The sequence below is a fragment of the Streptomyces sp. NPDC048392 genome (genome assembly GCF_043200575.1).
Taxonomy (GTDB): domain Bacteria; phylum Actinomycetota; class Actinomycetes; order Streptomycetales; family Streptomycetaceae; genus Streptomyces.
The window spans coordinates 1-19,919 of the sequence record NZ_JBICYB010000048.1 but is presented as its reverse complement, the minus strand read 5'-3'; the positions used below and the strand labels follow the sequence as shown (position 1 = coordinate 19,919).

The following is a 19,919-nucleotide window of genomic DNA, read 5'->3' as shown; positions in this document are numbered from 1 at the left end:
CGGCAGTCCCGAGCAGCTCACCGGCGGCCCCGGGCAGCTCACCGGCCGTCCCGGGCAGCCCCCTGCCGGGCGCGCGACCGTCCGCCTCCGGGAAGGGGCGGGGCAGGACCCGGAGCCACGGCCGGGCGCCGAGGCCGCGCAGGGCCCGGTCCCGGAGCATCCCGCCGACCCCCCGCGCTACGCCCCCGAGTGGCTGCGGCTGCGGGAGCCCGCCGACGCCGCCGCGCGGGCGCACGATCTGCTCGACCCGCTGCGGATCCGGCTCGCCAACCTGCCGGGGCGGGCGGACGGGCTGGTGGTGCACGACGTGGGCTGCGGCACCGGTTCGATGGGACGCTGGCTCGCCCCGCTGCTCGACGGACCCCAGCACTGGGTGCTGCACGACCGCGACCCCTACCTCCTGCACTTCGCCGCCGTCGCCGCCCCGCGCACCGCCGCCGACGGCAGCCGCGTGACCGTGGAGACGCGGCGCGGGGACCTCGCCCGCCTCACCCCGGACGCCCTGACCGGCGCCGCGCTGGTGACGGCGTCCGCGCTGCTCGACGTCCTCAGCACCGAGCAGGTCGGCAAGCTCGCCGCCGCCTGTGCCGCGGCCGGCTGCCCGGCGCTGCTGACCCTCTCGGTCGCCGGGCACGTCGACCTCGCCCCCGTACACCCCCTGGACGCCGAGATCACCGAGGCGTTCAACGACCACCAGCGCCGAACCGGCATGCTCGGTCCCGACGCGGTCACCGCGGCGGCCGAGGCGTTCGCCGAGCACGGCGTCACCGTACGGGCGCACCCCAGCCCCTGGCGGCTGGGCCCCGACGACGCCGGTCTCACGGCGCAGTGGCTGCGGGGCTGGGTCGGTGCGGCCGTCGAGCAGCGCCCGGAACTGCGGGAGCGGGCCGCCCGGTACCTGGACGAGCGCCTCGCGGCCTGCGCGGCGGGGGAGTTGCGTGTGGTCGTCCACCACACCGACCTGCTGGCGCTGTGCCGGCCGACGGGCGGGGCCCCGTGAGCGCACCGGCGGTGCCGACCGTGCCGGCGCGGGACCTGCCCACGGCCGCACGCCGAGACACTCCCGTCACCGCTGCCGCGACCCGCCGCCGTGCCGCCCTGCGCACCCACCTCGGCACCCTCGTCGGCACCGCCGTCCTCGCCGTGCTCCTGTGGCGGATGGGGACCGGCGCCTTCCTGGACGGGCTGCGCCGGATCGACGGGCCCAGCGTGCTCGCGGCCCTCGGGATCGGGCTGGTCACCACGGTGTTCAGCGCCTGGCGCTGGGCCCTGGTGGCGCGGGGACTGCGCATCCGGCTGCCGCTCGGAGCGGCCGTCGCCGACTACTACCGCGCCCTGTTCCTCAACGCCGCCCTCCCCGGCGGCGTCCTCGGCGACGTGCACCGCGCGGTGCGGCACGGGCGGAGCGCCGGTGACCTCGGGCGCGGCGTGCGGGCCGTCGTCCTCGAACGGGTCGCCGGGCAGCTCGCGTTGATCGGTGCCGGCGTCGCCGTGCTGCTCACGATGCCGTCCCCGGTGCTGACCGAGGCCCGGCACGTCGCACCGCCGGTGGCCCTGGCACTGCTCGGCGCGCTCGCCGTCGTCCTCGCCCTGCGCTTGAACCGGGCGCCCGCGCGCCGGGGGCGGGCCCTGCGGGCGACGCTCGGCGAGGCACGCCACGGGCTGCTGTCCCGGCGGAACCTGCTGGGCGTCGCGGTCTCCTCCGTCGTCGTGCTCGCCGGGCACCTCACGATGTTCGTGCTCGCCGCCCGGGTGGCCGGCAGCGGAGCCTCCGTCGCCGTGCTCACGCCGCTGGGCGTGCTGGCCCTGCTCGCCATGGGGGTGCCGCTGAACGTCGGCGGCTGGGGTCCCCGGGAGGGCGTCACCGCCTGGGCGTTCGGTGCGGCGGGGCTGGGCGCGGGCACGGGGCTCGGGGTGGCGGTGGTGTACGGCGTGCTCAGCCTCGTGGCGAGCCTGCCCGGCGTCGTCGTCCTCGTCGTCCGCCGGCGGGCGGAACCGCGGGGTGGCACCGTCCGGCAGGCCGGACCCCGAGCCCGCGCCGGTCGGCAGGCGGAACCGCGAGCCCGCGCCGGTCGGCAGGCGAACCCCGAGACCGCACCGTCCGGCAGGCGGAACCCCGAGCCCGCGCCGGCGAGTGTTCCGCGCCCTATGCGCGTTCGTCGTCGCCGGACACCGCGACCGTCGCCGCTGTCAGCAGTGCGAAGTATTCTCCGAAGGAATCCGCGAGGCTCGCCAGCAGTTCCTTCCCCTTTTCCGCCGATCCCAGTGAAGGACGCCCGATGACACCGGAATCGGTATAGGCGGACATACCGAGGGAGAGCAGATGACGCCGGTCGTCCGCGACGAAATCGGCGGCCTCGTAACCGGGCCGGACCGATTCGGGGTGCGCGTGCAGAAGAATGGAGGTCTCGATTTCCCCCGCGTGCATGTCGGTGAGCAGCGAGGTGGTCACGCCCGCCCGCTCCCGCGCCGCCTCCCAGTCCTCCGCGGCCGGGAACAGCGCCATCCGCTCACCGCGGGCGGAGGACTCCTGAACGACGTTGCCCAGCACGTAGTTGCCGCCGTGCCCGTTGACCACGACCAGGGCCTCGACACCCGAGCGGCGCAGGGAGTCCGCTATGTCCCGCACGACCGCGTGCAGGGTCACCGCGGAGATGCTCACGGTCCCGGGCCAGTCCGCGTGCTCGTGCGAGCAGCCGATCGTCACCGGCGGCAGCAGGTGCACCGGATACGCGGCGGCCAACTCCCGGGCGACGGCGCACGCGACGAGCGTGTCGGTCGCCAGCGGGAGGTAGGAGCCGTGCTGCTCGTAACTCCCCACCGGCAGCACCGCCACCTGCCGCGGCACTTCGGCACCCCGTTCGCGCACGTCCGCGCTCGTGTCCGCCGGCATCGGTGAAACATCCATTCGCGCACGGCCTTTCGTCTCCGTTGAGCAGTCTGTTGAGGAACGCGAGAATCATGACAGAAAAAATTGGTGTACTCGGCAAGAAAGCGTCACAGCGGTCGCAGCGCACGGACGTGGAACGCGTCGTGGTCACGCCGCTTCCCACCGTGTACGGGGAATTCCGGGCGTACGGCTATTTCGACCACGAGCGCGGCGACGAACAAGTGGCCCTGGTGCACGGCGATCCGGGCGCCGACGAGGTGCTGACCCGGCTGCACTCGGAGTGCCTCACCGGCGACGCGTTCGGCTCCCAGCACTGCGAGTGCGGCGCCCAACTCGCCACCGCACTGCGGCGGGTGGCCGACGCGGGCAGCGGGGTCGTGGTCTACCTGCGCGGCCACGAGGGGCGCGGCATCGGGCTGCTCGCCAAGCTGCGCGCGATGGCGCTGCAGGCCGAGGGGCTGGACACGGTGGAGGCGAACCTCGCCCTCGGCCTGCCCGTGGACGCCCGCGACTACGGAGTGGCCGCCCGCATCCTGGACGACCTCGGGGTGCGGTCCGTGCGCCTGATGTCCAACAACCCGCGCAAACGGGAGGCGCTGGTGCGGCACGGCATCCAGGTCGCCGAGCAGGTGCCGCTGCTGATACCGCCGTGCGAGAGCAACATCACCTATCTGCGCACCAAGCGGGAGCGGCTCGACCACCACCTGCCGCACCTCGACGCGGTGGCACACGTGTCGTCCTGACCACCGCGGCCCCCGAAAGGGGCCGCACCGGATCAGTCCGTGACGGCCTCGTGCACGAGCCGCTTCAGGTCCGGGTAGACCGTGTGCGAGGACCGGGGCCGCACCTGGGTCATGAACTGCACCGTCAGATCACGGCCCGGGTCGACCCAGAAGGTGGTCGTCGCCACCCCGCTCCAGCCGTACGTGCCCGGACCCGACGGCGCCTGAGTACGGCCGGGGTCGATCACCACGGAGACACCAAGGCCGAAGCCGACTCCGTCGTTGCCGGGCACGTCGTGCGCGGGGCGGCTGCCGAGGGCGCGCAGGTCGGCGCCGCCGGGGAGGTGGTTGCGGGTCATGAGGTCCACCGTCCCCGGGGCGAGCAGCCGGACTCCGTCGAGCGCGCCGCGGCGCCGCAGCAGTTCCGCGAAGCGGTGCACGTCGTACGCGGTGGAGACCAGGCCGCCGCTGCCCGACAGGAACCTCGGCCGGCCCCGCAGCGGCAACCCGGGGACCGGCTCGATGCCGCCGCTCTCCGTCTCGCCGTACAGCTCGGCCAGCCGGTCCGCCTGCTCGTCGGTGACGTGGAACCCGGTGTCGTTCATGCCGAGCGGCCCGAAGATCCGCTCGGCGCAGAACACGTCGAGCGGCTGACCGGACACCACCTCGACGAGCCGCCCCAGCACGTTGCTGGCCACCGAGTAGTTCCACTCGGTGCCCGGCTCGAACTGCAGGGGCAGGCTGGCGTACAGGTCGACCGTCCCGGCCAGGTCCGCCCCCGGCCGCACCGACGACTCGACGCCGGCCGCCCGGTACATCCCGTCGACGGGGTGGGAGTGGTAGAAACCGAACGTCAGCCCCGCGGTGTGGGTCATCAGATGCCGGACGAGCACCGGACCGGCGGCCGGCCGGGTGACGGCGTTGCCCGCGGCCCCCTCGACGTACACCCGCGGCTCGCCGAACGCGGGCAGGTACCGGTCCACGGGGTCGTCCAGCGCCAGCCGCCCCTCCTCCACCAGGGTCAGCACGGCCACGGACGTGACCGGCTTGGTCATGGAGTAGATCCGCCACAGCGTGTCGGCGGTCACCGGAAGCCCGGCCGCGACGTCCCGCAGGCCGTGGACGGTCAGATGGGCGACGCGCCCGCCGCGCGCGACGGCCACCAGGAATCCGGGCAGTGCGCCCTCCTCGACCTGCCGCGCGAAGTGCAGGTCGAGCCGGTCCAGCGCCTCGGGATCCAGCCCGGCCGCATCCGCGTCGACCTCCTGCCGCAGGGGTGGCGTCGCCATCGCTCTCCTCGGTCGTTCGTCCAAGACGCGTCCGGCATACCCCGCGGCCTCCTCGCCGGAACTCATGATCGGCCGATTTCGGCGGTGCGCGCCTCCAGGGCACGGAGTACCGCCACCATGTCCTCGCCGCCGTGCCCCAGGGACACCGTCTCCTCGAACAGGGCGTGGGAGGCGTCGAGGAGAGGAGAAGCGAGGCCGGTGGCGCGCGCCGCCTCGGCGATCAGGCGGTTGTTCTTCAGGACGTCCAAAGCCGCCGCCTGTGCGGTGAAGTCTCCGGCCAGCAGCTTCGGGGCCTTCATGCGGGAGACGGCACTGGCCATCGGGCCGGCGTCGAGAACGTCGAGGAACCGGCGCTGGTCGAGCCCGTGGCGCCCGGCGAAGTGGAACGCTTCGGTCAGGCCGGTCACCAGGGTGATCAGGAAGAGGTTCACGGCCAGCTTGGTCAGCAGCGCGTGCGGGGCCGGTCCGCAGACGAACGTCTCCCGGCACAGCGGGACCAGCACCGGCCGCACCTCCGCCACGGCGTTCTCCTCCCCGGCCAGCATCGCGACCAGTTCGCCGGTCTCCGCCGGGACCCGCGAGCCGGAGACCGGGGCCTCCACGTACCGCCCGCCCGCCGCCCGGACGTCGCTCTCCAGGCCGTGCGAGTACCCGGGCGACGTGGTGCCCATGTGGACGACCGTGCGACGCGCGACCCGGGAGGCGAACTCCGGGGTGCCCCGGCCCAGTACGGCGTCGATCGCCGGGCCGTCGGCCAGCATGAGGATCACCGGGTCCGCGCGGTCGAAGACCTCTGCCGGACTGCCGGCCACCTCGGCGCCGGCGGCGCGCAGGGGAGCGGCGCGGGCGGGGGTGCGGTTGAACACCACGAGGGGTGTGCCGGAGCGGGCCAGGCGCAGTGCCATCGGCTGACCCATGATTCCGAGACCGATGAAGCCGACGACCCGCATGACGCACCGTCCGTCCGGGTGGCGCGCCGCCACGTGCGGGGCGCGTTGGAAGGGGATATGACCGTCGTCATAGTAGCCCGGCTCGAGACGCCCGTCATAGAGTCGGCCCGGCGAGTGACGGCTCGGCGGGAGGTCGGTGATGGCAGCGTCCGGACGGGGGCCGCGGGAGCGGATGGTCTTCAGCGCCGCCCAGCTGATCCGGCGCGACGGTGTGGACGCCACGGGGATGCGGGACGTGGCCGCCCACGCCGGGGCTCCCCGGGGTTCGCTCCAGCACTACTTCCCGGGCGGCAAGGAACAGCTCGTCGGGGAGGCCCTCCTGTGGGCGGGACGGTACGCGGCCAAGCGGGTCGCGCGCTTCCTGGAGGGGATGGAACGTCCGACGCCGAGCGGCCTCTTCGGCGCGATGGTGGGGCAGTGGACCGACGAGTACGGTGCGGCCGGCTTCGCCGCCGGCTGCCCCGTGGCGGCGGCGACGGTGGACTGCGCCCGGAGCTCCGAGGCCACAAGGGAGGCGGCCGCCGACGCCTTCGCCACCTGGACGCGGCCGGTCGCGGGGGCGCTCGTCGGCATGGGCGTGCCCGAGGCGCGGTCCGGGCCGCTGGCCACGCTGATGATCAGTTCCCTCGAAGGGGCGGTCCTCATCGCCCGGGCCGAACACGATGTACGGGCCCTGACGACCGTCGCCCGCGAACTCGGCCCGCTCCTGGACGCCGCCGCCACCGGACCGTGAACCGGGGCGGCGGAGCGTCCGGAGGCCGCACGGCCGGCCAGCCGGGCGTGCGACAGGTCCAGCCGGCCGGGTATCCGCGCCCCGCGCAGCTCCAGTCGGCCGCGGACGTCCGCGTGCCGCATCAGCACATCGGCCTCGGCCGCCAGGGTCTCCGCCTGGAGTGCGGTGCCGTCCGGCCGGTCGAGCACCGCGTCGGTGAGGTTGACGGTCCCACTCACCCGGGCGCCGTTGAGCCGTACCTCGCCGCGGGCGTGCAGCCCCGGCGCCCACAGGTCGGCTCCCAGCACCGCCTGGTTCAGCTGGAGCACCGGCTCCTCGGCGTCGGGCGCGTGGATGCGCATGCCCTCCAGGTACACGCTGCCGGTGACCTCCGCGCCCCCGAGCCGCACCGTCCCGCCGAAGCGGGCCCGGGTCAGCCGCAGTACGCCCTCCGCCCGGACCGCGTGCGACACCAGCCCGGGCAGGACGGGACTCGCTCAGGTTCAGCTCGCGCAGCCGCGCCGCGTAGCACCTCGGTGCCTCGTCGAAGTGGCAGTGCCGCAGCCGCACGGGGTGGTCGACCGTCGCGTACCGCAGATCCAGCCGGCCGGTGACGCGGGCGCCGGCCAGGCTGAGCGCGGGCACCCGGCCGTCCTCCCGGGGGCCGTCCAGGAGCAGGGCCCGCACCACACGCGCGCGCACGGCCCGTTCCGGGCCACCCCAGTCGCCGCCGTCGGCGCGGAAGTCCACGGCCGTCCCCGAGGCGAACGCCCGCCGGACGAGCGCCTCGGCCGGTGTCAGGTCGTTGGTCTCCATCGCGGGGACTGCGACCCGAACCGGCCAGTCGCGTCAACGTGTTACCGCCCGCGGGACTACTTCTTCGCCGACTCCACGGCGTGCCCGCCGAACTGGTTGCGCAGCGCGGCGACCATCTTCATCTGCGGCGAGTCGTCCTGGCGGGACGCGAACCGCGCGAAGAGGGACGCCGTGATCGCGGGCAGCGGAACGGCGTTGTCGATGGCCGCCTCGACGGTCCAGCGGCCCTCGCCCGAGTCGTCCGCGTAGCCGCGCAGCTTGTCCAGGTGGTGGTCGTCGTCCAGGGCGCCGACGGCCAGTTCGAGGAGCCAGGAGCGGATCACCGTGCCCTCCTGCCAGGAGCGGAACACCTCGCGGACGTTGTCCACGGAGTCCACCTTCTCCAGCAGCTCCCAGCCCTCGGCGTAGGCCTGCATCATCGCGTACTCGATGCCGTTGTGGACCATCTTGGAGAAGTGCCCGGCACCGACCTTCCCCGCGTGGACGTAGCCGTAGGGGCCGTCGGGCTTGAGAGCGTCGAAGACCGGCTCGAGGTCCTCGACGGTCTCCTTCTCGCCGCCGACCATCAGGGCATAGCCGTTCTTCAGCCCCCACACGCCGCCCGACACACCCGCGTCGACGAAGTTGATGCCGCGCTTGCCGAGCTCCTCGGCGTGCCTCTCGTCGTCCGTCCAGCGGGAGTTGCCGCCGTCGATGACGGTGTCGCCGGGCTTGAGCAGGGTTGCCAGCTGGTCGATGACGTGCTGGGTGGCGCCGCCGGCCGGGACCATGACCCAGACCGCGCGGGGCCGCTCCAGCCGGTCGACCAGCTCGACCAGACTGTCGACGTCGGCCCGCTCGGGATTGGTGTCGTATCCGACGACGGTGTGGCCGGCGTTGCGCAGACGTTCGCGCATGTTGCCGCCCATCTTGCCGAGACCAACGAGACCGATCTGCATGTCAGTGCACTTCCTTCAGTTCACGGTAGGCGGCCACCAGCGCGGCCGTGGACGGATCGAGGCCGGGTACCTCCGTGCCCTCGGTGAGGGCCGGTTCGACGCGCTTGGCGAGGACCTTGCCGAGTTCGACGCCCCACTGGTCGAAGGAGTCGATGTTCCAGACGGCGCCCTGTACGAACACCTTGTGCTCGTACAGTGCGATCAGCTGGCCGAGGACGGAGGGGGTCAGCTCGGTGGCCAGGACGGTCGTGGTGGGGTGGTTGCCGTGGAACGTCTTGTGCGGGACGAGTTCCTCGGGCACGCCCTCGGCGCGCACCTCGTCCGGGGTCCTGCCGAAGGCGAGTGCCTGGGTCTGTGCGAAGCAGTTGGCCATCAGCAGGTCGTGCTGGGCCCTGAGTTCGTCGCTCAGCTCGGCCACGGGCCGGGCGAAGCCGATGAAGTCCGCCGGGATCAGCTTGGTGCCCTGGTGGATCAGCTGGTAGTAGGCGTGCTGTCCGTTGGTGCCCGGCGTGCCCCAGACCACGGGGCCGGTCTGCCATTCGACGGGGTTCCCGTCGCGGTCGACGGACTTGCCGTTGGACTCCATGTCGAGCTGCTGGAGGTAGGCCGTGAACTTCGACAGGTAGTGGCTGTACGGCAGGACGGCGTGGGACTGCGCGCCGAGGAAGTCGCCGTACCAGACGCCCAGCAGGCCCATCAGCAGGGGTGCGTTGGACTCGGCGGGAGCGTTGCGGAAGTGCTCGTCGACGATGCGGAAGCCGTCGAGCATCTCCCGGAAGCGGTCCGGGCCGATGGCGATCATCAGGGAGAGCCCGATCGCCGAGTCGAAGGAGTACCGGCCGCCGACCCAGTCCCAGAACTCGAACATGTTGGCCGTGTCGATGCCGAACGCGGCGACCTTCCCGGCGTTGGTGGACAGCGCCACGAAGTGCCTGGCGACCGCCTTCTCCTCGCCGCCCAGGCCGTCCAGCAGCCAGGAGCGCGCCGAGGTGGCGTTGGTGATCGTCTCGATGGTGGTGAAGGTCTTGGAGGCGATGACGAACAGCGTCTCGGCCGGGTCCAGGCCGCGGACCGCCTCGTGCAGGTCGGCGCCGTCCACGTTGGAGACGAAGCGGAAGGTGAGCGAGCGGTCGGTGAAGGCCCGCAGTGCCTCGTACGCCATCGCGGGGCCCAGGTCGGAGCCGCCGATGCCGATGTTGACGACGTTGCGGATGCGCTTGCCGGTGTGGCCGGTCCACTCTCCGGAGCGGACCCGGTCGGCGAAGCCGGCCATCCTGTCGAGCACGGCGTGCACCCCGGGGACGACGTTCTCGCCGTCGACCTCGACCACGGCGTCCCGCGGGGCGCGCAGCGCGGTGTGCAGGACGGCCCGGTCCTCGGTGAGGTTGATCCGCTCACCGCGGAACATGGCGTCGCGCAACCCGAACACGTCGGTGGCGGCGGCCAGCTCCCGGAGCAGCGCCAGCGTTTCGTCGGTGACGAGGTTCTTCGCGTAGTCGACGCGCAGGTCACCGACGCGCACGACGTACCGCTCCGCCCGCCCGGGGTCCTGGGCGAACAGCTCGCGCAGCCGCACCTCGCCGAGCTGCTCGCGGTGTTCGGCCAGCGCGGCCCATTCCGGCCGCCGGTTGAGCTTCGGGGTGTCAGACATGAACAGGAGTCTCCTTGTCGGCCACGCCCCGCAGGGCGATGGCGTACATCTCGTCGGCGTCGAGGCGCCTGAGCTCCTCGGCGATGAGTTCGGAAGTGGGGCGCACCTTCAGCGCCAGGGAGCGCGGCGGCTGACCGGGCAGGGTCATCGTGGCGAGCGGTCCCTCGGGCCGGTCGATGACGATCTCGCCGTTCGCCGTGCCGAGACGGACCGCGGTGACGACCGGCCCGTCGGTGATCACCCGGTCGACCCGGACGGCCAGCCGGGCCTCCAGCCAGCGGGCCAGCAGCTCGGCGGCCGGGTTGTCCGCCTCGGCCTCCACGACCGCGGAGGTCACCGGCACCCGGGCCTGGTCCAGGGCGGCGGCCAGCATGGAGCGCCACAGCGTCAGCCGGGTCCAGGCGAGGTCGGTGTCGCCGGGCGCGTAGGCGCGGACCCGGCGCTCCAGGACCTCCATGGGCCGCTCGACCGAGTAGAGGTCGGTGATCCGGCGCTGGGCCAGCGCGCCCAGCGGGTCCTTCGCGGGGTCGTCCGGCGCCTGGACCGGCCACCAGACGACGACCGGCGCGTCCGGCAGCAGCAGGGGCAGGACCACCGAGTCGGCGTGCTCGGACACCTCCCCGTACATGCGCAGGACGACGGTCTCCCCGGTGCCGGCCTCGGAGCCGACCCGGACCTCGGCGTCGAGGTGCGAGCGGGTGCGGTCGCGCAGGTTGCGGGGGTGCCGCTTGATGACGACCAGCGTGCGCGAGGGATGCTCGTGCGAGGCCTCCTCGCCGGCCTTGACCGCGTCGTAGGCGTTCTCCTCGTCCGTGACGATCACCAGCGTGAGCACCATGCCCACGGCCGGGGTGCCGATGGCCCGGCGGCCCTGCACCAGTGCCTTGTTGATCTTGCTTGCCGTGGTGTCGGTCAGGTCGATCCTCATGGCCTGCGCCAGCTCCGTCCGTCTCGTGCGAGCATCTCGTCGGCTTCCCGCGGCCCCCAGCCGCCCGACGCGTACTGGGCGGGCTTGTCGTGCGAGGCCCAGTACTCCTCGATCGGGTCGAGGATCCGCCAGGACTCTTCCACTTCCTGGTGGCGCGGGAACAGGTTGGCGTCACCCAGAAGGACGTCCAGGATCAGCCGTTCGTACGCCTCCGGGCTGGACTCCGTGAAGGACTCGCCGTAGGCGAAGTCCATGGACACGTCCCGGATCTCCATCGACGTGCCCGGCACCTTGGAGCCGAACCGGACCGTCATGCCCTCGTCGGGCTGGACGCGGATGACGATCGCGTTCTCGCCCAGCTCCTCCGTCGCGGTGGAGTCGAAGGGGGAGTGCGGGGCCCGCTGGAAGACGACGGCGATCTCCGTGACCCGGCGGCCGAGGCGCTTGCCGGTGCGCAGGTAGAAGGGCACGCCCGCCCAGCGGCGGTTGTCGATGCCCAGCTTGATCGCCGCGTAGGTGTCGGTGGTGGAGGCCGGGTCGATGCCCTCCTCCTCCAGGTAGCCGGGCACCTGCGCGCCACCCTGCCAGCCGCCCGTGTACTGACCGCGCACCGTGTGCTCGCCCAGCTCCTCCGGCAGCCGCACGGCCCGCAGCACCTTGAGCTTCTCGGTGAGCAGCGAGCGCGCGTCGAAGGAGGCGGGCTCCTCCATCGCGGTCAGCGCGAGCAGCTGGAGCAGGTGGTTCTGGATGACGTCACGGGCGGCGCCGATGCCGTCGTAGTAACCGGCGCGGCCGCCGATGCCGATGTCCTCGGCCATCGTGATCTGGATGTGGTCCACGTAGGAGCGGTTCCAGATCGGTTCGTACATCTGGTTGGCGAAGCGCAGCGCCAGGATGTTCTGGACCGTCTCCTTGCCCAGGTAGTGGTCGATGCGGAAGACCTGCTCCGGGTCGAACACCTCGTGGACCAGCGCGTTCAGGTCACGGGCGCTGTCCAGGTCGTGCCCGAACGGCTTCTCGATGACCGCGCGGCGCCAGGCACCCTCCGGGGCGTCCGCCAGCCCGTGCTTCTTGAGCTGCTGCACGACCTTCGGGAAGAACTTCGGCGGTACGGAGAGGTAGAAGGCGTAGTTGCCGCTGGTGCCGCGCGAGGCGTCCAGCTCCCCGACCGCCTTGCGCAGCTGCTCGAAGGCGTTGTCGTCGCCGAAGTCGCCGGGGACGAACCGCATGCCCTCGGAGAGCTGCTGCCAGACCTCCTCGCGGAACGGCGTGCGCGCGTGCTCCTTGACCGCGTCGTGCACGACCTGGGCGAAGTCCTGGTCCTCCCACTCCCGGCGGGCGAACCCGACCAGCGAGAAGCCCGGCGGCAGCAGACCGCGGTTGGCCAGGTCGTACACGGCCGGCATCAGCTTGCGTCGGGACAGGTCGCCGGTGACACCGAAGATGACCAGCCCGGAGGGGCCCGCGATACGGGGCAGGCGGCGGTCCTGGGGATCGCGCAGGGGGTTGCTCCAGTCGAGCGGTGCCACCGGCCCGGCGGCCTTCCCGCCCGCGTCCCCGCTTCTCGTCCTCTTGGCGGCGCGGGCCGTCCCGGTCCTCTTGGCGTTCCGGGGGGCCTTCGACGGCCCGGCCGCCTTCGCCGTCCGTGCGGCGCGGGCCTTCTCGGCCTCCTCCGCGTGCAGCGGACCCGCCGCCTCCTGGGCCGTCCGGGCTTCTCCGGCTTCCTTCGTAGCCTTGGTCTCCTGGACCGTCGTAGCGGGAAGCTCCTTGCTCATTCCCCGTCAACTCCCTTGCTGTTGAGGGACTTCGTCACGGCGCCCGGCAGGTCCTGCCAGGCCGCCTCGAACTTCGCCACGCCCTCCTGCTCCAACTGCTCCACCACCTGGTCGCACGAGATGCCGAGCCGCTCCACCGCCGCGAGGCCGGCCCGGGCCCGGGCGTACTCGCCGGTGACCGTGTCACCCCCCACGTCGCCGTGATCGGCGGCGGCGTCCAGGGTGGCCTCCGGCATCGTGTTCACGGTGCCGGGAGCGACCAGCTCCTCCACGTACAGAGTGTCCCGGAATGCCGGGCCCTTCACCCCGGTGGATGCCCGCAGAGGGCGCCGGGGGCGGGCGCGCGCCCCCGCGAGGGCGGTGAAGCGGTCACCCGCGAAGGCCTTCCCGTGCGCCTCGTAGGCCAGCCGCGCGTCGGTCACAGTGATCATCTTCTCTTTCTGCGGGTCGGGTCGAGGTCGTGCCGGGGTCGGGTCGACGTCGGACCGGGTCCCGACCGGCGCGGCGTCCGGCGGGCTCAGCCACGGACGGCGGCCAGGGATTCCCGGGCGGCGGCGACGACGTGCTCGGCCGTGAAGCCGAACTCGGTGAACAGGACCTCGGCGTCGGCGGAGGCGCCGAAGTGCTCCAGGGAGACGATGCGCCCCGCGTCCCCGGTGAACCGGTGCCAGGTCAGGCCGATGCCGGCCTCCACGGCCACCCGGGCCCGCACCGCGGGCGGCAGCACGCTCTCGCGGTACTCGCGCGGCTGCTCCTCGAACCACTCCACGGACGGCATCGACACGACACGCGTGGCGGTGCCCTCGGCCTCCAGCGTCTCCCGCGCGGCCACCGCGAGCCGTACCTCCGAGCCGGTGGCGATCAGGACGACCTCCGGGGCGCCGGTGGAGGCGTCGGCGAGCACGTACCCGCCGCGCGCCGCGTCCGGGTTCGCCTCGCGGACCGGTACGCCCTGGCGGGTGAGGGCGAGGCCGTGCGGCGCCGGGTGGGTGGAGTGCCGCCGGAGGATCTCGGCCCACACGGTCGCGGTCTCGTTGGCGTCGGCCGGGCGGACGACGTTGAGGCCGGGGATGGCGCGCAGGGCGGCGAGGTGCTCGACCGGCTGGTGGGTGGGGCCGTCCTCCCCGAGGCCGATGGAGTCGTGCGTCCAGACGTAGGTCACCGGCAGCTGCATCAGCGCGGACATGCGGACCGCGTTGCGCATGTAGTCGGAGAAGACCAGGAAGGTCCCGCCGTAGACGCGGGTGTTGCCGTGCAGCGCGACGCCGTTCATCTCCGCGGCCATCGAGAACTCGCGGATGCCGAAGTGCACGGTGCGGCCGTACGGGTCGGCCCCCGGCAGCGGGTTGCCCTCGGGGAGGAAGGAGCTGGTCTTGTCGATGGTGGTGTTGTTGGACCCGGCCAGGTCCGCGGAGCCGCCCCACAGTTCGGGCAGCACCGGGCCGAGGGCCTGGAGGACCTTGCCGGAGGCGGCGCGGGTGGCGACGGACCTGCCGGTCTCGAAGACCGGCAGGGCGTCCTCCCAGCCCTCGGGCAGCCGGCCGGCGACCACCCGGTCGAACAGCGTCGCGCGCTCGGGGGCGGCGTCGCGCCAGGCGGCGATCCGCTTGTCCCAGGCGGCGTGCGCCTCGGCGCCGCGGTCCAGGGCCGCGCGGGTGTGGGCGAGGACCTCGCCCTCCACCTGGAAGGACTTCTCCGGGTCGAAGCCGAGGAAGCGCTTGGTGGCGGCGACCTCCTCCTCGCCGAGGGCGGAGCCGTGGGAGGCCCCGGTGTTCCGGGCGTTCGGGGCGGGCCAGGCGATGATCGTGCGCATGGCGATGATGGACGGACGCCCGGTCTCCGCCTTGGCGGCCGTCAGCGCCGTGTACAGCGCGTGCACGTCGACGTCGCCGTCCTCGGCGGGCTCGACGCGCTGCACGTGCCAGCCGTAGGCCTCGTAGCGCTTCGGCACGTCCTCGGAGAAGGCGGTCGCGGTGTCGCCCTCGATGGAGATGTGGTTGTCGTCGTAGAGGAGGACGAGATTGCCCAGCCGCTGGTGACCGGCCATGGACGAGGCCTCGGCGGACACGCCCTCCTGGAGGTCGCCGTCGGAGACGATCGCCCAGACCGTGTGGTCGAAGGGCGACGCGCCCTCGGGCGCCTCGGGGTCGAACAGGCCCCGCTCGTAGCGGGCTGCCATCGCCATGCCCACGGCATTGGCCACGCCCTGGCCCAGCGGGCCGGTGGTGGTCTCCACGCCCGCCGTGTGCCCGTACTCGGGGTGCCCGGGTGTCTTCGAGCCGTGGGTGCGGAAGGCCTTGAGGTCGTCCAGCTCCACCTCGTAGCCGGCGAGGTGGAGCTGGGTGTAGAGGGTCAGTGACGTGTGCCCGGGGGAGAGGACGAAGCGGTCACGGCCGGTCCACTCCGGGTCGGCGGGGTCGTGACGCATCACCTTCTGAAAGATCGTGTACGCCGCCGGGGCGAGGGCCATCGCCGTGCCCGGATGACCGTTCCCCACCTTCTGCACGGCGTCGGCCGCGAGGACTCGGGCGGTGTCCACGGCACGCCGGTCGAGTTCGGTCCATTCGAAGCGGTCCGCGCTGTCCGTTGTCCGCGTGCTCATCTTCAAGAAATCCTCGATCGGAGCGTAGGAATTGGCCTGACGTGTTCAAACTTAAAAGTCTGACTTTTGAGAGGGAAGGTCGCCCTGTGCCAGCCTGTGGTGAAACTGGGACACGCCCCGGCCCCGGGGCGCACGGTGGGACGGCGCGAGAAGGACATGGCGGACGAAAGCATTCAAGACGGCGGCGGCAGAAGCGGTGACGGGATCAGAACGTTCCCCTTCCCGGTCGATCTCAGCCTCCTCGGTGTCGGCGTACAGGTCGGTCCCATGGGGACCGGCCGTACCTGGCACGCGCAGGCCCCGCTGCACCGCGTGCACCGCATCGACTTCCACATCGTCATGCTCTTCACCGGCGGGCCGGTCCGTCACATGATCGACTTCGCCGAGTACGAGGCGTCGGCCGGCGATCTGCTGTGGATCCGTCCCGGCCAGGTCCACCGCTTCTCGCCGCAGAGCGAGTACCGCGGAACCGTGCTCACCATGCAGCCCGGCTTTCTGCCCCGCGCCACCGTCGAGGCCACCGGCCTCTACCGCTACGACCTCACGCCCCTGCTCCGCCCCGACGAGGCACGGCTCGCCGGTCTGACGGCCGGGCTCGACCAGTTGCGGCGCGAGTACGAGGACGCCACCACCCTGCCGCCGAGCCTGCACACCGCGGTCCTGCGGCACACGCTGTCCGCGTTCCTGCTGCGTCTGGCGCACCTGGCCGCCGGTTCGGCCCGGGAAACGCGGGAGGGGCGGGGCGACGCGCCGGGCGACAGCACCTTCGCTCTCTTCCGGGACGCGGTCGAGCGGGGCTTCGCCACCAATCACAGCGTCAGCGCCTACGCCGACGCGCTGGGTTACTCCCGCCGTACCCTCGTCCGCGCGGTGCGCGCCGCCACCGGTGAGACGCCCAAGGGCTTCATCGACAAGCGCGTCGTCCTGGAGGCCAAGCGGCTCCTCGCCCACACCGACATGCCGATCGGCCGGGTCGGCGCGGCGGTCGGCTTCCCGGACGCGGCGAACTTCTCCAAGTTCTTCCAGCAGCACACGGACCAGACCCCGGCGGCCTTCCGGACGGAGCTGCGCTGACCGGCCCCTTGCCGGTTCCGTCGTGGCCCCCGCTCGGGGGCAACGGGCCACGACGAAGGGGCTCCACGCGCGCGCGGAGCCCCTTCGCCCTCCTGTGGGGGGCCGTTGCCGACCGCTTCCTCAGCGGCCGAAGCCGAACCAGTTCACGTTCACGAAGTCGGCGGGCTGGCCACTGGTGAAGGTCAGGTACACGTCGTGCGTGCCCGTCACCGACGCGATGTTCGCCGGGACGGTCCGCCACGACTGCCAGCCGCCGGTGTTGCCCACGGCGAAGCTGCCGACCGGCGTACTGGTGCGGCTGTCCAGGCGCACCTCGACCAGACCGCTGACGCCGGCCGCCGCGCCGCTCGCCACCCGGGCCTTGAACTGGGTCGCCGCGCCCGAGCCGAACTTCACGCCCTTGTACTGCGCCCAGTCGCCGTTCGCCAGGGCGCCGAGGTTGCTCCCGCCGCCCGAGTCCGAGCTGCCCTCGGTCATGGTGCCGGACTGGGCGTCGTACGACTCGGCCTCGATGGTGCCGTACGCGTCGCGGTCACCGCCGGTCGGCGGCGGCGTGGTACCGCCCCCACCCGCCGACAGCACCTGGACGTAGTCCACGAGCATGGAGTGGCCGGGCTGGGTGCCGCCGTCCGGGCCGCCGCCGAAGGCGTCCGGGAAGCCGCCGCCCATCGCGACGTTGAGGATGATGAAGTAGCCGTGGTCGGTGGCGTTCGCCCACGTGGCCGCGTCGACCTGGTCGGCGCGGACGGTGTGGAAGTTGTTGCCGTCGACGTAGAAGCGGATCTCCTCGACGCTCGTCGAGCGGTCCCACTCCACCCGGTAGGTGTGGAAGCCCGCCTGGCAGGTGGCGCCGGGACACGGGGCGTTGCCGCCGATGCCGCTGGTCTCGTTGCAGGGGCCGCCGGGTGAGGTGCCGCAGTGCAGCGTGGACCAGACCGTGTTGAGGCCCTGGGTGTTCTCCATGATGTCGATCTCGCCGACCGCGGGCCAGTTCCAGTAGTTGCCCCGGTAGGGCGAGCCGAGCATCCAGAACGCCGGCCAGTAGCCCTTGGCGGCGGACCCGGTGACGTTCGGGACCTGGATACGGGCCTCCACGCGCAGCTTGCCGCCCGCCGGGGGCTCGAAGTCGGCGCGCCTGGTCTCGACGCGGCCCGAGGTCCAGTTGCCGGCGCCGTCGCGCCGCGGGGTGATGCGCAGATTGCCGCTGCCGTCCAGTGAGACGTTGTTCGTGGACGACGTCATCGTCTCGATCTCGCCGGTGCCCCAGTTGGCGGGGCCGCCGGGGTACGAGGTCCCGGTCGCGTACTGCCAGTCGGAGGTGTTCACGCCGGACCCGGCCGCGCCGTCGAAGTCGTCGGCGAAGACCTGTGTCCAGCCGGACGGGGGCGGGGGCACGGTGGCGCCCGCGGTCGGTCCCGTCACGGCGAGCGCGGCCGCGGCGAGGCCGAACGCGCCGACGGCGGCCACCAGCGCCCGGCGCAGCGGCCGGCGTCCGGGCGGGTTGCCGGATGTGTCTCTCATGTGGGGGTCGCCTCTCATGTGCGGGAGTGGGAAGCGGTACGCCGAGCGCGCTCCTGGGAGTTTTGAGAGCGCTCTCAGAGTGCCGCCAATGTGCTCTCGGTCGCCGTCGCCGTCAAGAGGTGAAGCCGAGAAAGTCCTTGCCGCGCCGGGGAGTTCAGCCCGTGAACGCCAGGAACGTCACGAAAGTGCCTGGCGTGCGCGTACGCGTGTTCCGGCCCGCGCCGGCCGCCCCCCGGCTCCGTCCCCCGGTGCCCCGGCGTGCCGCGGGTCGCGGTGGAGCCTGGGTGACCGCCTCCCCGGGCACCCCGAACCCCGCTTGTGCGCCCGGCGCCATCGCTTCGCCGCCCGCCGGGGTGCCCGCCGGGCCCGGGACAGGGGCCGGTGCGGGCAAGCGGACCGCCGTCGCGCACGCCGGGACCTGGTGGGCCGGCGGGCCGGTGGCCGGTGAGGCGCCGGCGAGGGCGTGCCATGATCGGCGCCAGGCGGGAAAGCGCGGCTCGGCGACGGAAGGGTGCGGGTGTGAGGCTGACGATGGTGGGCGGCGGCGGATTCCGCGTGCCGCTCGTGTACGGGGCGCTCCTCCGGGACCGGGCCGAGGGACGCGTGACCCAGGTCGTGCTGCACGACCTGGACGCGGCCCGGCTGACGGCGGTGACCCGGGTGCTGGCCGAGCAGGCGGCCGGGGTGCCCGACGCGCCGCGGGTGACCGCGACGACCGACCTGGACGAGGCGCTGCGCGGCGCCGACTTCGTGTTCTCCGCGATCCGCGTCGGCGGCCTGCAGGGACGTGCCGACGACGAACGGGTGGCGCTCGCCGAGGGCGTCCTCGGCCAGGAGACGGTCGGGGCGGGCGGCATCGCGTACGGACTGCGCACCGTCCCGGTCGCCGTCGACATCGCGCGACGGGTGGCGCGGCTCGCGCCGGACGCCTGGGTCATCAACTTCACCAACCCGGCCGGCCTGGTCACCGAGGCCATGTCCCGGCACCTCGGCGACCGTGTCATCGGCATCTGCGACTCGCCGGCCGGTCTCGGCCGCCGCGTCGCACGGGTGCTGGGCGCCGACCCGGACCGGGCGTGGATCGACTACGTGGGTCTCAACCACCTCGGCTGGCTGCGCGGCCTGCGGGTCGACGGACGCGACGAGCTGCCGCGGCTGCTCGCCGACCCGGCGCTGCTCGGCTCCTTCGAGGAGGGCCGGCTCTTCGGCCCCGCATGGCTGCGCTCCCTCGGCGCGATCCCCAACGAGTACCTGCACTACTACTACTTCAACCGGGAGACCGTCCGCGCCTACCAGGAGGCCGACCGCACCCGCGGCGCGTTCCTGCGCGACCAGCAGGGCCGCTTCTACGACGAGACGCGCGACCCCGGCACCCCGGCCCTGGCGGCCTGGGACCGCGCCCGCGCAGAACGCGAGGCCACCTACATGGCCGAGAACCGCGAGACGGCGGGCGCGGGCGAGCGTGAGGCCGACGACCTGTCCGGCGGCTACGAGAAGGTGGCGCTGGCCCTGATGCGTGCCGTCGCCCGCGACGAACGCGCGACCCTGATCCTCAACGTCCGCAACCGCGGCACGCTGTCCGTCCTCGATCCCGAGGCGGTGATCGAAGTCCCCTGCCTGGTCGACGCGAACGGGGCCCACCCGGTGGCCGTGGACCCGCTGCCGGGCCACGCCACGGGTCTGGTCTGTGCCGTCAAGGCCGTCGAACGCGAGATCCTGACCGCGGCGGGTACCGGCTCCCGCGCGGCGGCGGTACGCGCCTTCGCCCTGCACCCGCTCGTCGACTCGGTCGACGTCGCCCGCCGCCTCGTCGACGCCTACACGGCGGTGCACCCGGGGCTGGCGTATCTCGGGTGAACCGGGGCGCCGGGGCGCCGTGTCCTACGCGGGAGCGCCGGCCGCCGGGTCCGCCGCGTGGGCACCCACCCGACGGGCGGCCGGCGGGGGGGGGGGGGCCCCGGGGGGGGCCCCCCCCCCCCCCCGGCCCGGGGGGGGGGGGGGGGGGGGGGCGGGGGGGCGGGGGGGGGGGGGGCCCCCCCGCGCCCGGGGCC

Annotated in this window: 13 protein-coding genes and 3 pseudogenes; 6 read left to right on the top strand and 10 right to left on the bottom strand. The window is 73.2% G+C overall.

The genetic code is table 11. The features are described 5' to 3' along the window. The first annotated feature begins 62 nt into the window (after positions 1-62). Both ACGFYH_RS33905 and ACGFYH_RS33900 read left to right on the top strand, forming a co-directional pair. Positions 63-1,000 (top strand): annotated as a pseudogene (locus tag ACGFYH_RS33905) (SAM-dependent methyltransferase). A 158-nt stretch (positions 1,001-1,158) separates the two neighbouring features. Then, a pseudogene (locus ACGFYH_RS33900) lies at positions 1,159-1,902 on the top strand (YbhN family protein); the annotation flags it as partial. A 244-nt stretch (positions 1,903-2,146) separates the two neighbouring features. On the opposite strand, the gene ACGFYH_RS33895 reads toward ACGFYH_RS33900, so the two are convergent. Further along, entirely contained in the window at positions 2,147-2,893 is a 747-nt protein-coding gene (locus ACGFYH_RS33895) for a creatininase family protein (RefSeq protein ID WP_393807010.1), read from the bottom strand. A gap of 68 nt (positions 2,894-2,961) precedes the next feature. Between ACGFYH_RS33895 and ribA the strand changes: the two genes are divergently transcribed. Next, on the top strand, positions 2,962-3,633 hold the full coding sequence (ribA, locus tag ACGFYH_RS33890; RefSeq protein ID WP_393807009.1) for a GTP cyclohydrolase II: 672 nt from the start codon (positions 2,962-2,964) through the stop codon (positions 3,631-3,633). 32 nt (positions 3,634-3,665) lie between these two features. On the opposite strand, the gene ACGFYH_RS33885 is transcribed toward ribA, so the two are convergent. Both ACGFYH_RS33885 and ACGFYH_RS33880 read right to left on the bottom strand, forming a co-directional pair. Then, positions 3,666-4,901, bottom strand: coding sequence for a serine hydrolase domain-containing protein (locus tag ACGFYH_RS33885; RefSeq protein WP_393807008.1), 1,236 nt, complete (start codon positions 4,899-4,901; stop codon positions 3,666-3,668). Positions 4,902-4,963: 62 nt separating this feature from the next. Continuing rightward, the gene (locus ACGFYH_RS33880; RefSeq protein WP_393807007.1) at positions 4,964-5,851 is read right to left on the bottom strand and encodes an NAD(P)-dependent oxidoreductase; all 888 of its coding nucleotides are present in this window, start codon (positions 5,849-5,851) and stop codon (positions 4,964-4,966) included. Positions 5,852-5,990: 139 nt separating this feature from the next. On the opposite strand from ACGFYH_RS33880, the gene ACGFYH_RS33875 reads away from it, so the two are divergent. Next, complete coding sequence (locus ACGFYH_RS33875; RefSeq protein WP_393807006.1) at positions 5,991-6,584, top strand: TetR/AcrR family transcriptional regulator; 594 nt, start codon at positions 5,991-5,993, stop codon at positions 6,582-6,584. Between the two features lie 851 nt (positions 6,585-7,435). On the opposite strand, the gene gnd is transcribed toward ACGFYH_RS33875, so the two are convergent. From gnd to tkt, 6 genes and pseudogenes are all read right to left on the bottom strand, one after another. Beyond that, on the bottom strand, positions 7,436-8,317 hold the full coding sequence (gene gnd / locus ACGFYH_RS33870; protein ID WP_393807005.1) for a phosphogluconate dehydrogenase (NAD(+)-dependent, decarboxylating): 882 nt from the start codon (positions 8,315-8,317) through the stop codon (positions 7,436-7,438). Between the two features lies 1 nt (position 8,318). Next, positions 8,319-9,968 (bottom strand): glucose-6-phosphate isomerase, encoded by a 1,650-nt coding sequence (gene pgi, locus ACGFYH_RS33865; RefSeq protein WP_393807004.1) that lies wholly within the window; start codon positions 9,966-9,968, stop codon positions 8,319-8,321. Further along, entirely contained in the window at positions 9,961-10,896 is a 936-nt protein-coding gene (gene opcA / locus ACGFYH_RS33860; RefSeq protein WP_393807003.1) for a glucose-6-phosphate dehydrogenase assembly protein OpcA, read from the bottom strand. Before opcA ends, pgi begins: the two co-directional genes overlap by 8 nt. Beyond that, positions 10,893-12,671: a glucose-6-phosphate dehydrogenase gene (zwf, locus tag ACGFYH_RS33855; RefSeq protein WP_393807002.1), complete on the bottom strand. Its 1,779-nt coding sequence runs from the start codon at positions 12,669-12,671 to the stop codon at positions 10,893-10,895. Before zwf ends, opcA begins: the two co-directional genes overlap by 4 nt. Further along, a pseudogene (locus ACGFYH_RS33850) lies at positions 12,668-13,093 on the bottom strand (transaldolase family protein); the annotation flags it as partial. The gene zwf and the pseudogene ACGFYH_RS33850, both read right to left, overlap by 4 nt. A gap of 95 nt (positions 13,094-13,188) precedes the next feature. Next, positions 13,189-15,273: a transketolase gene (gene tkt / locus ACGFYH_RS33845; protein ID WP_393807001.1), complete on the bottom strand. Its 2,085-nt coding sequence runs from the start codon at positions 15,271-15,273 to the stop codon at positions 13,189-13,191. Positions 15,274-15,429: 156 nt separating this feature from the next. Here tkt and ACGFYH_RS33840 point away from each other — a divergent pair, with 156 nt between their 5' ends. Then, complete coding sequence (locus ACGFYH_RS33840) at positions 15,430-16,347, top strand: AraC family transcriptional regulator (RefSeq protein ID WP_393807000.1); 918 nt, start codon at positions 15,430-15,432, stop codon at positions 16,345-16,347. Positions 16,348-16,467: 120 nt separating this feature from the next. On the opposite strand, the gene ACGFYH_RS33835 is transcribed toward ACGFYH_RS33840, so the two are convergent. Continuing rightward, on the bottom strand, positions 16,468-17,868 hold the full coding sequence (locus tag ACGFYH_RS33835) for a glycoside hydrolase family 16 protein (RefSeq protein ID WP_393806999.1): 1,401 nt from the start codon (positions 17,866-17,868) through the stop codon (positions 16,468-16,470). A 519-nt stretch (positions 17,869-18,387) separates the two neighbouring features. Between ACGFYH_RS33835 and ACGFYH_RS33830 the strand changes: the two genes are divergently transcribed. After that, positions 18,388-19,725: a 6-phospho-beta-glucosidase gene (locus tag ACGFYH_RS33830; RefSeq protein ID WP_393806998.1), complete on the top strand. Its 1,338-nt coding sequence runs from the start codon at positions 18,388-18,390 to the stop codon at positions 19,723-19,725. Positions 19,726-19,919: the final 194 nt, after the last annotated feature.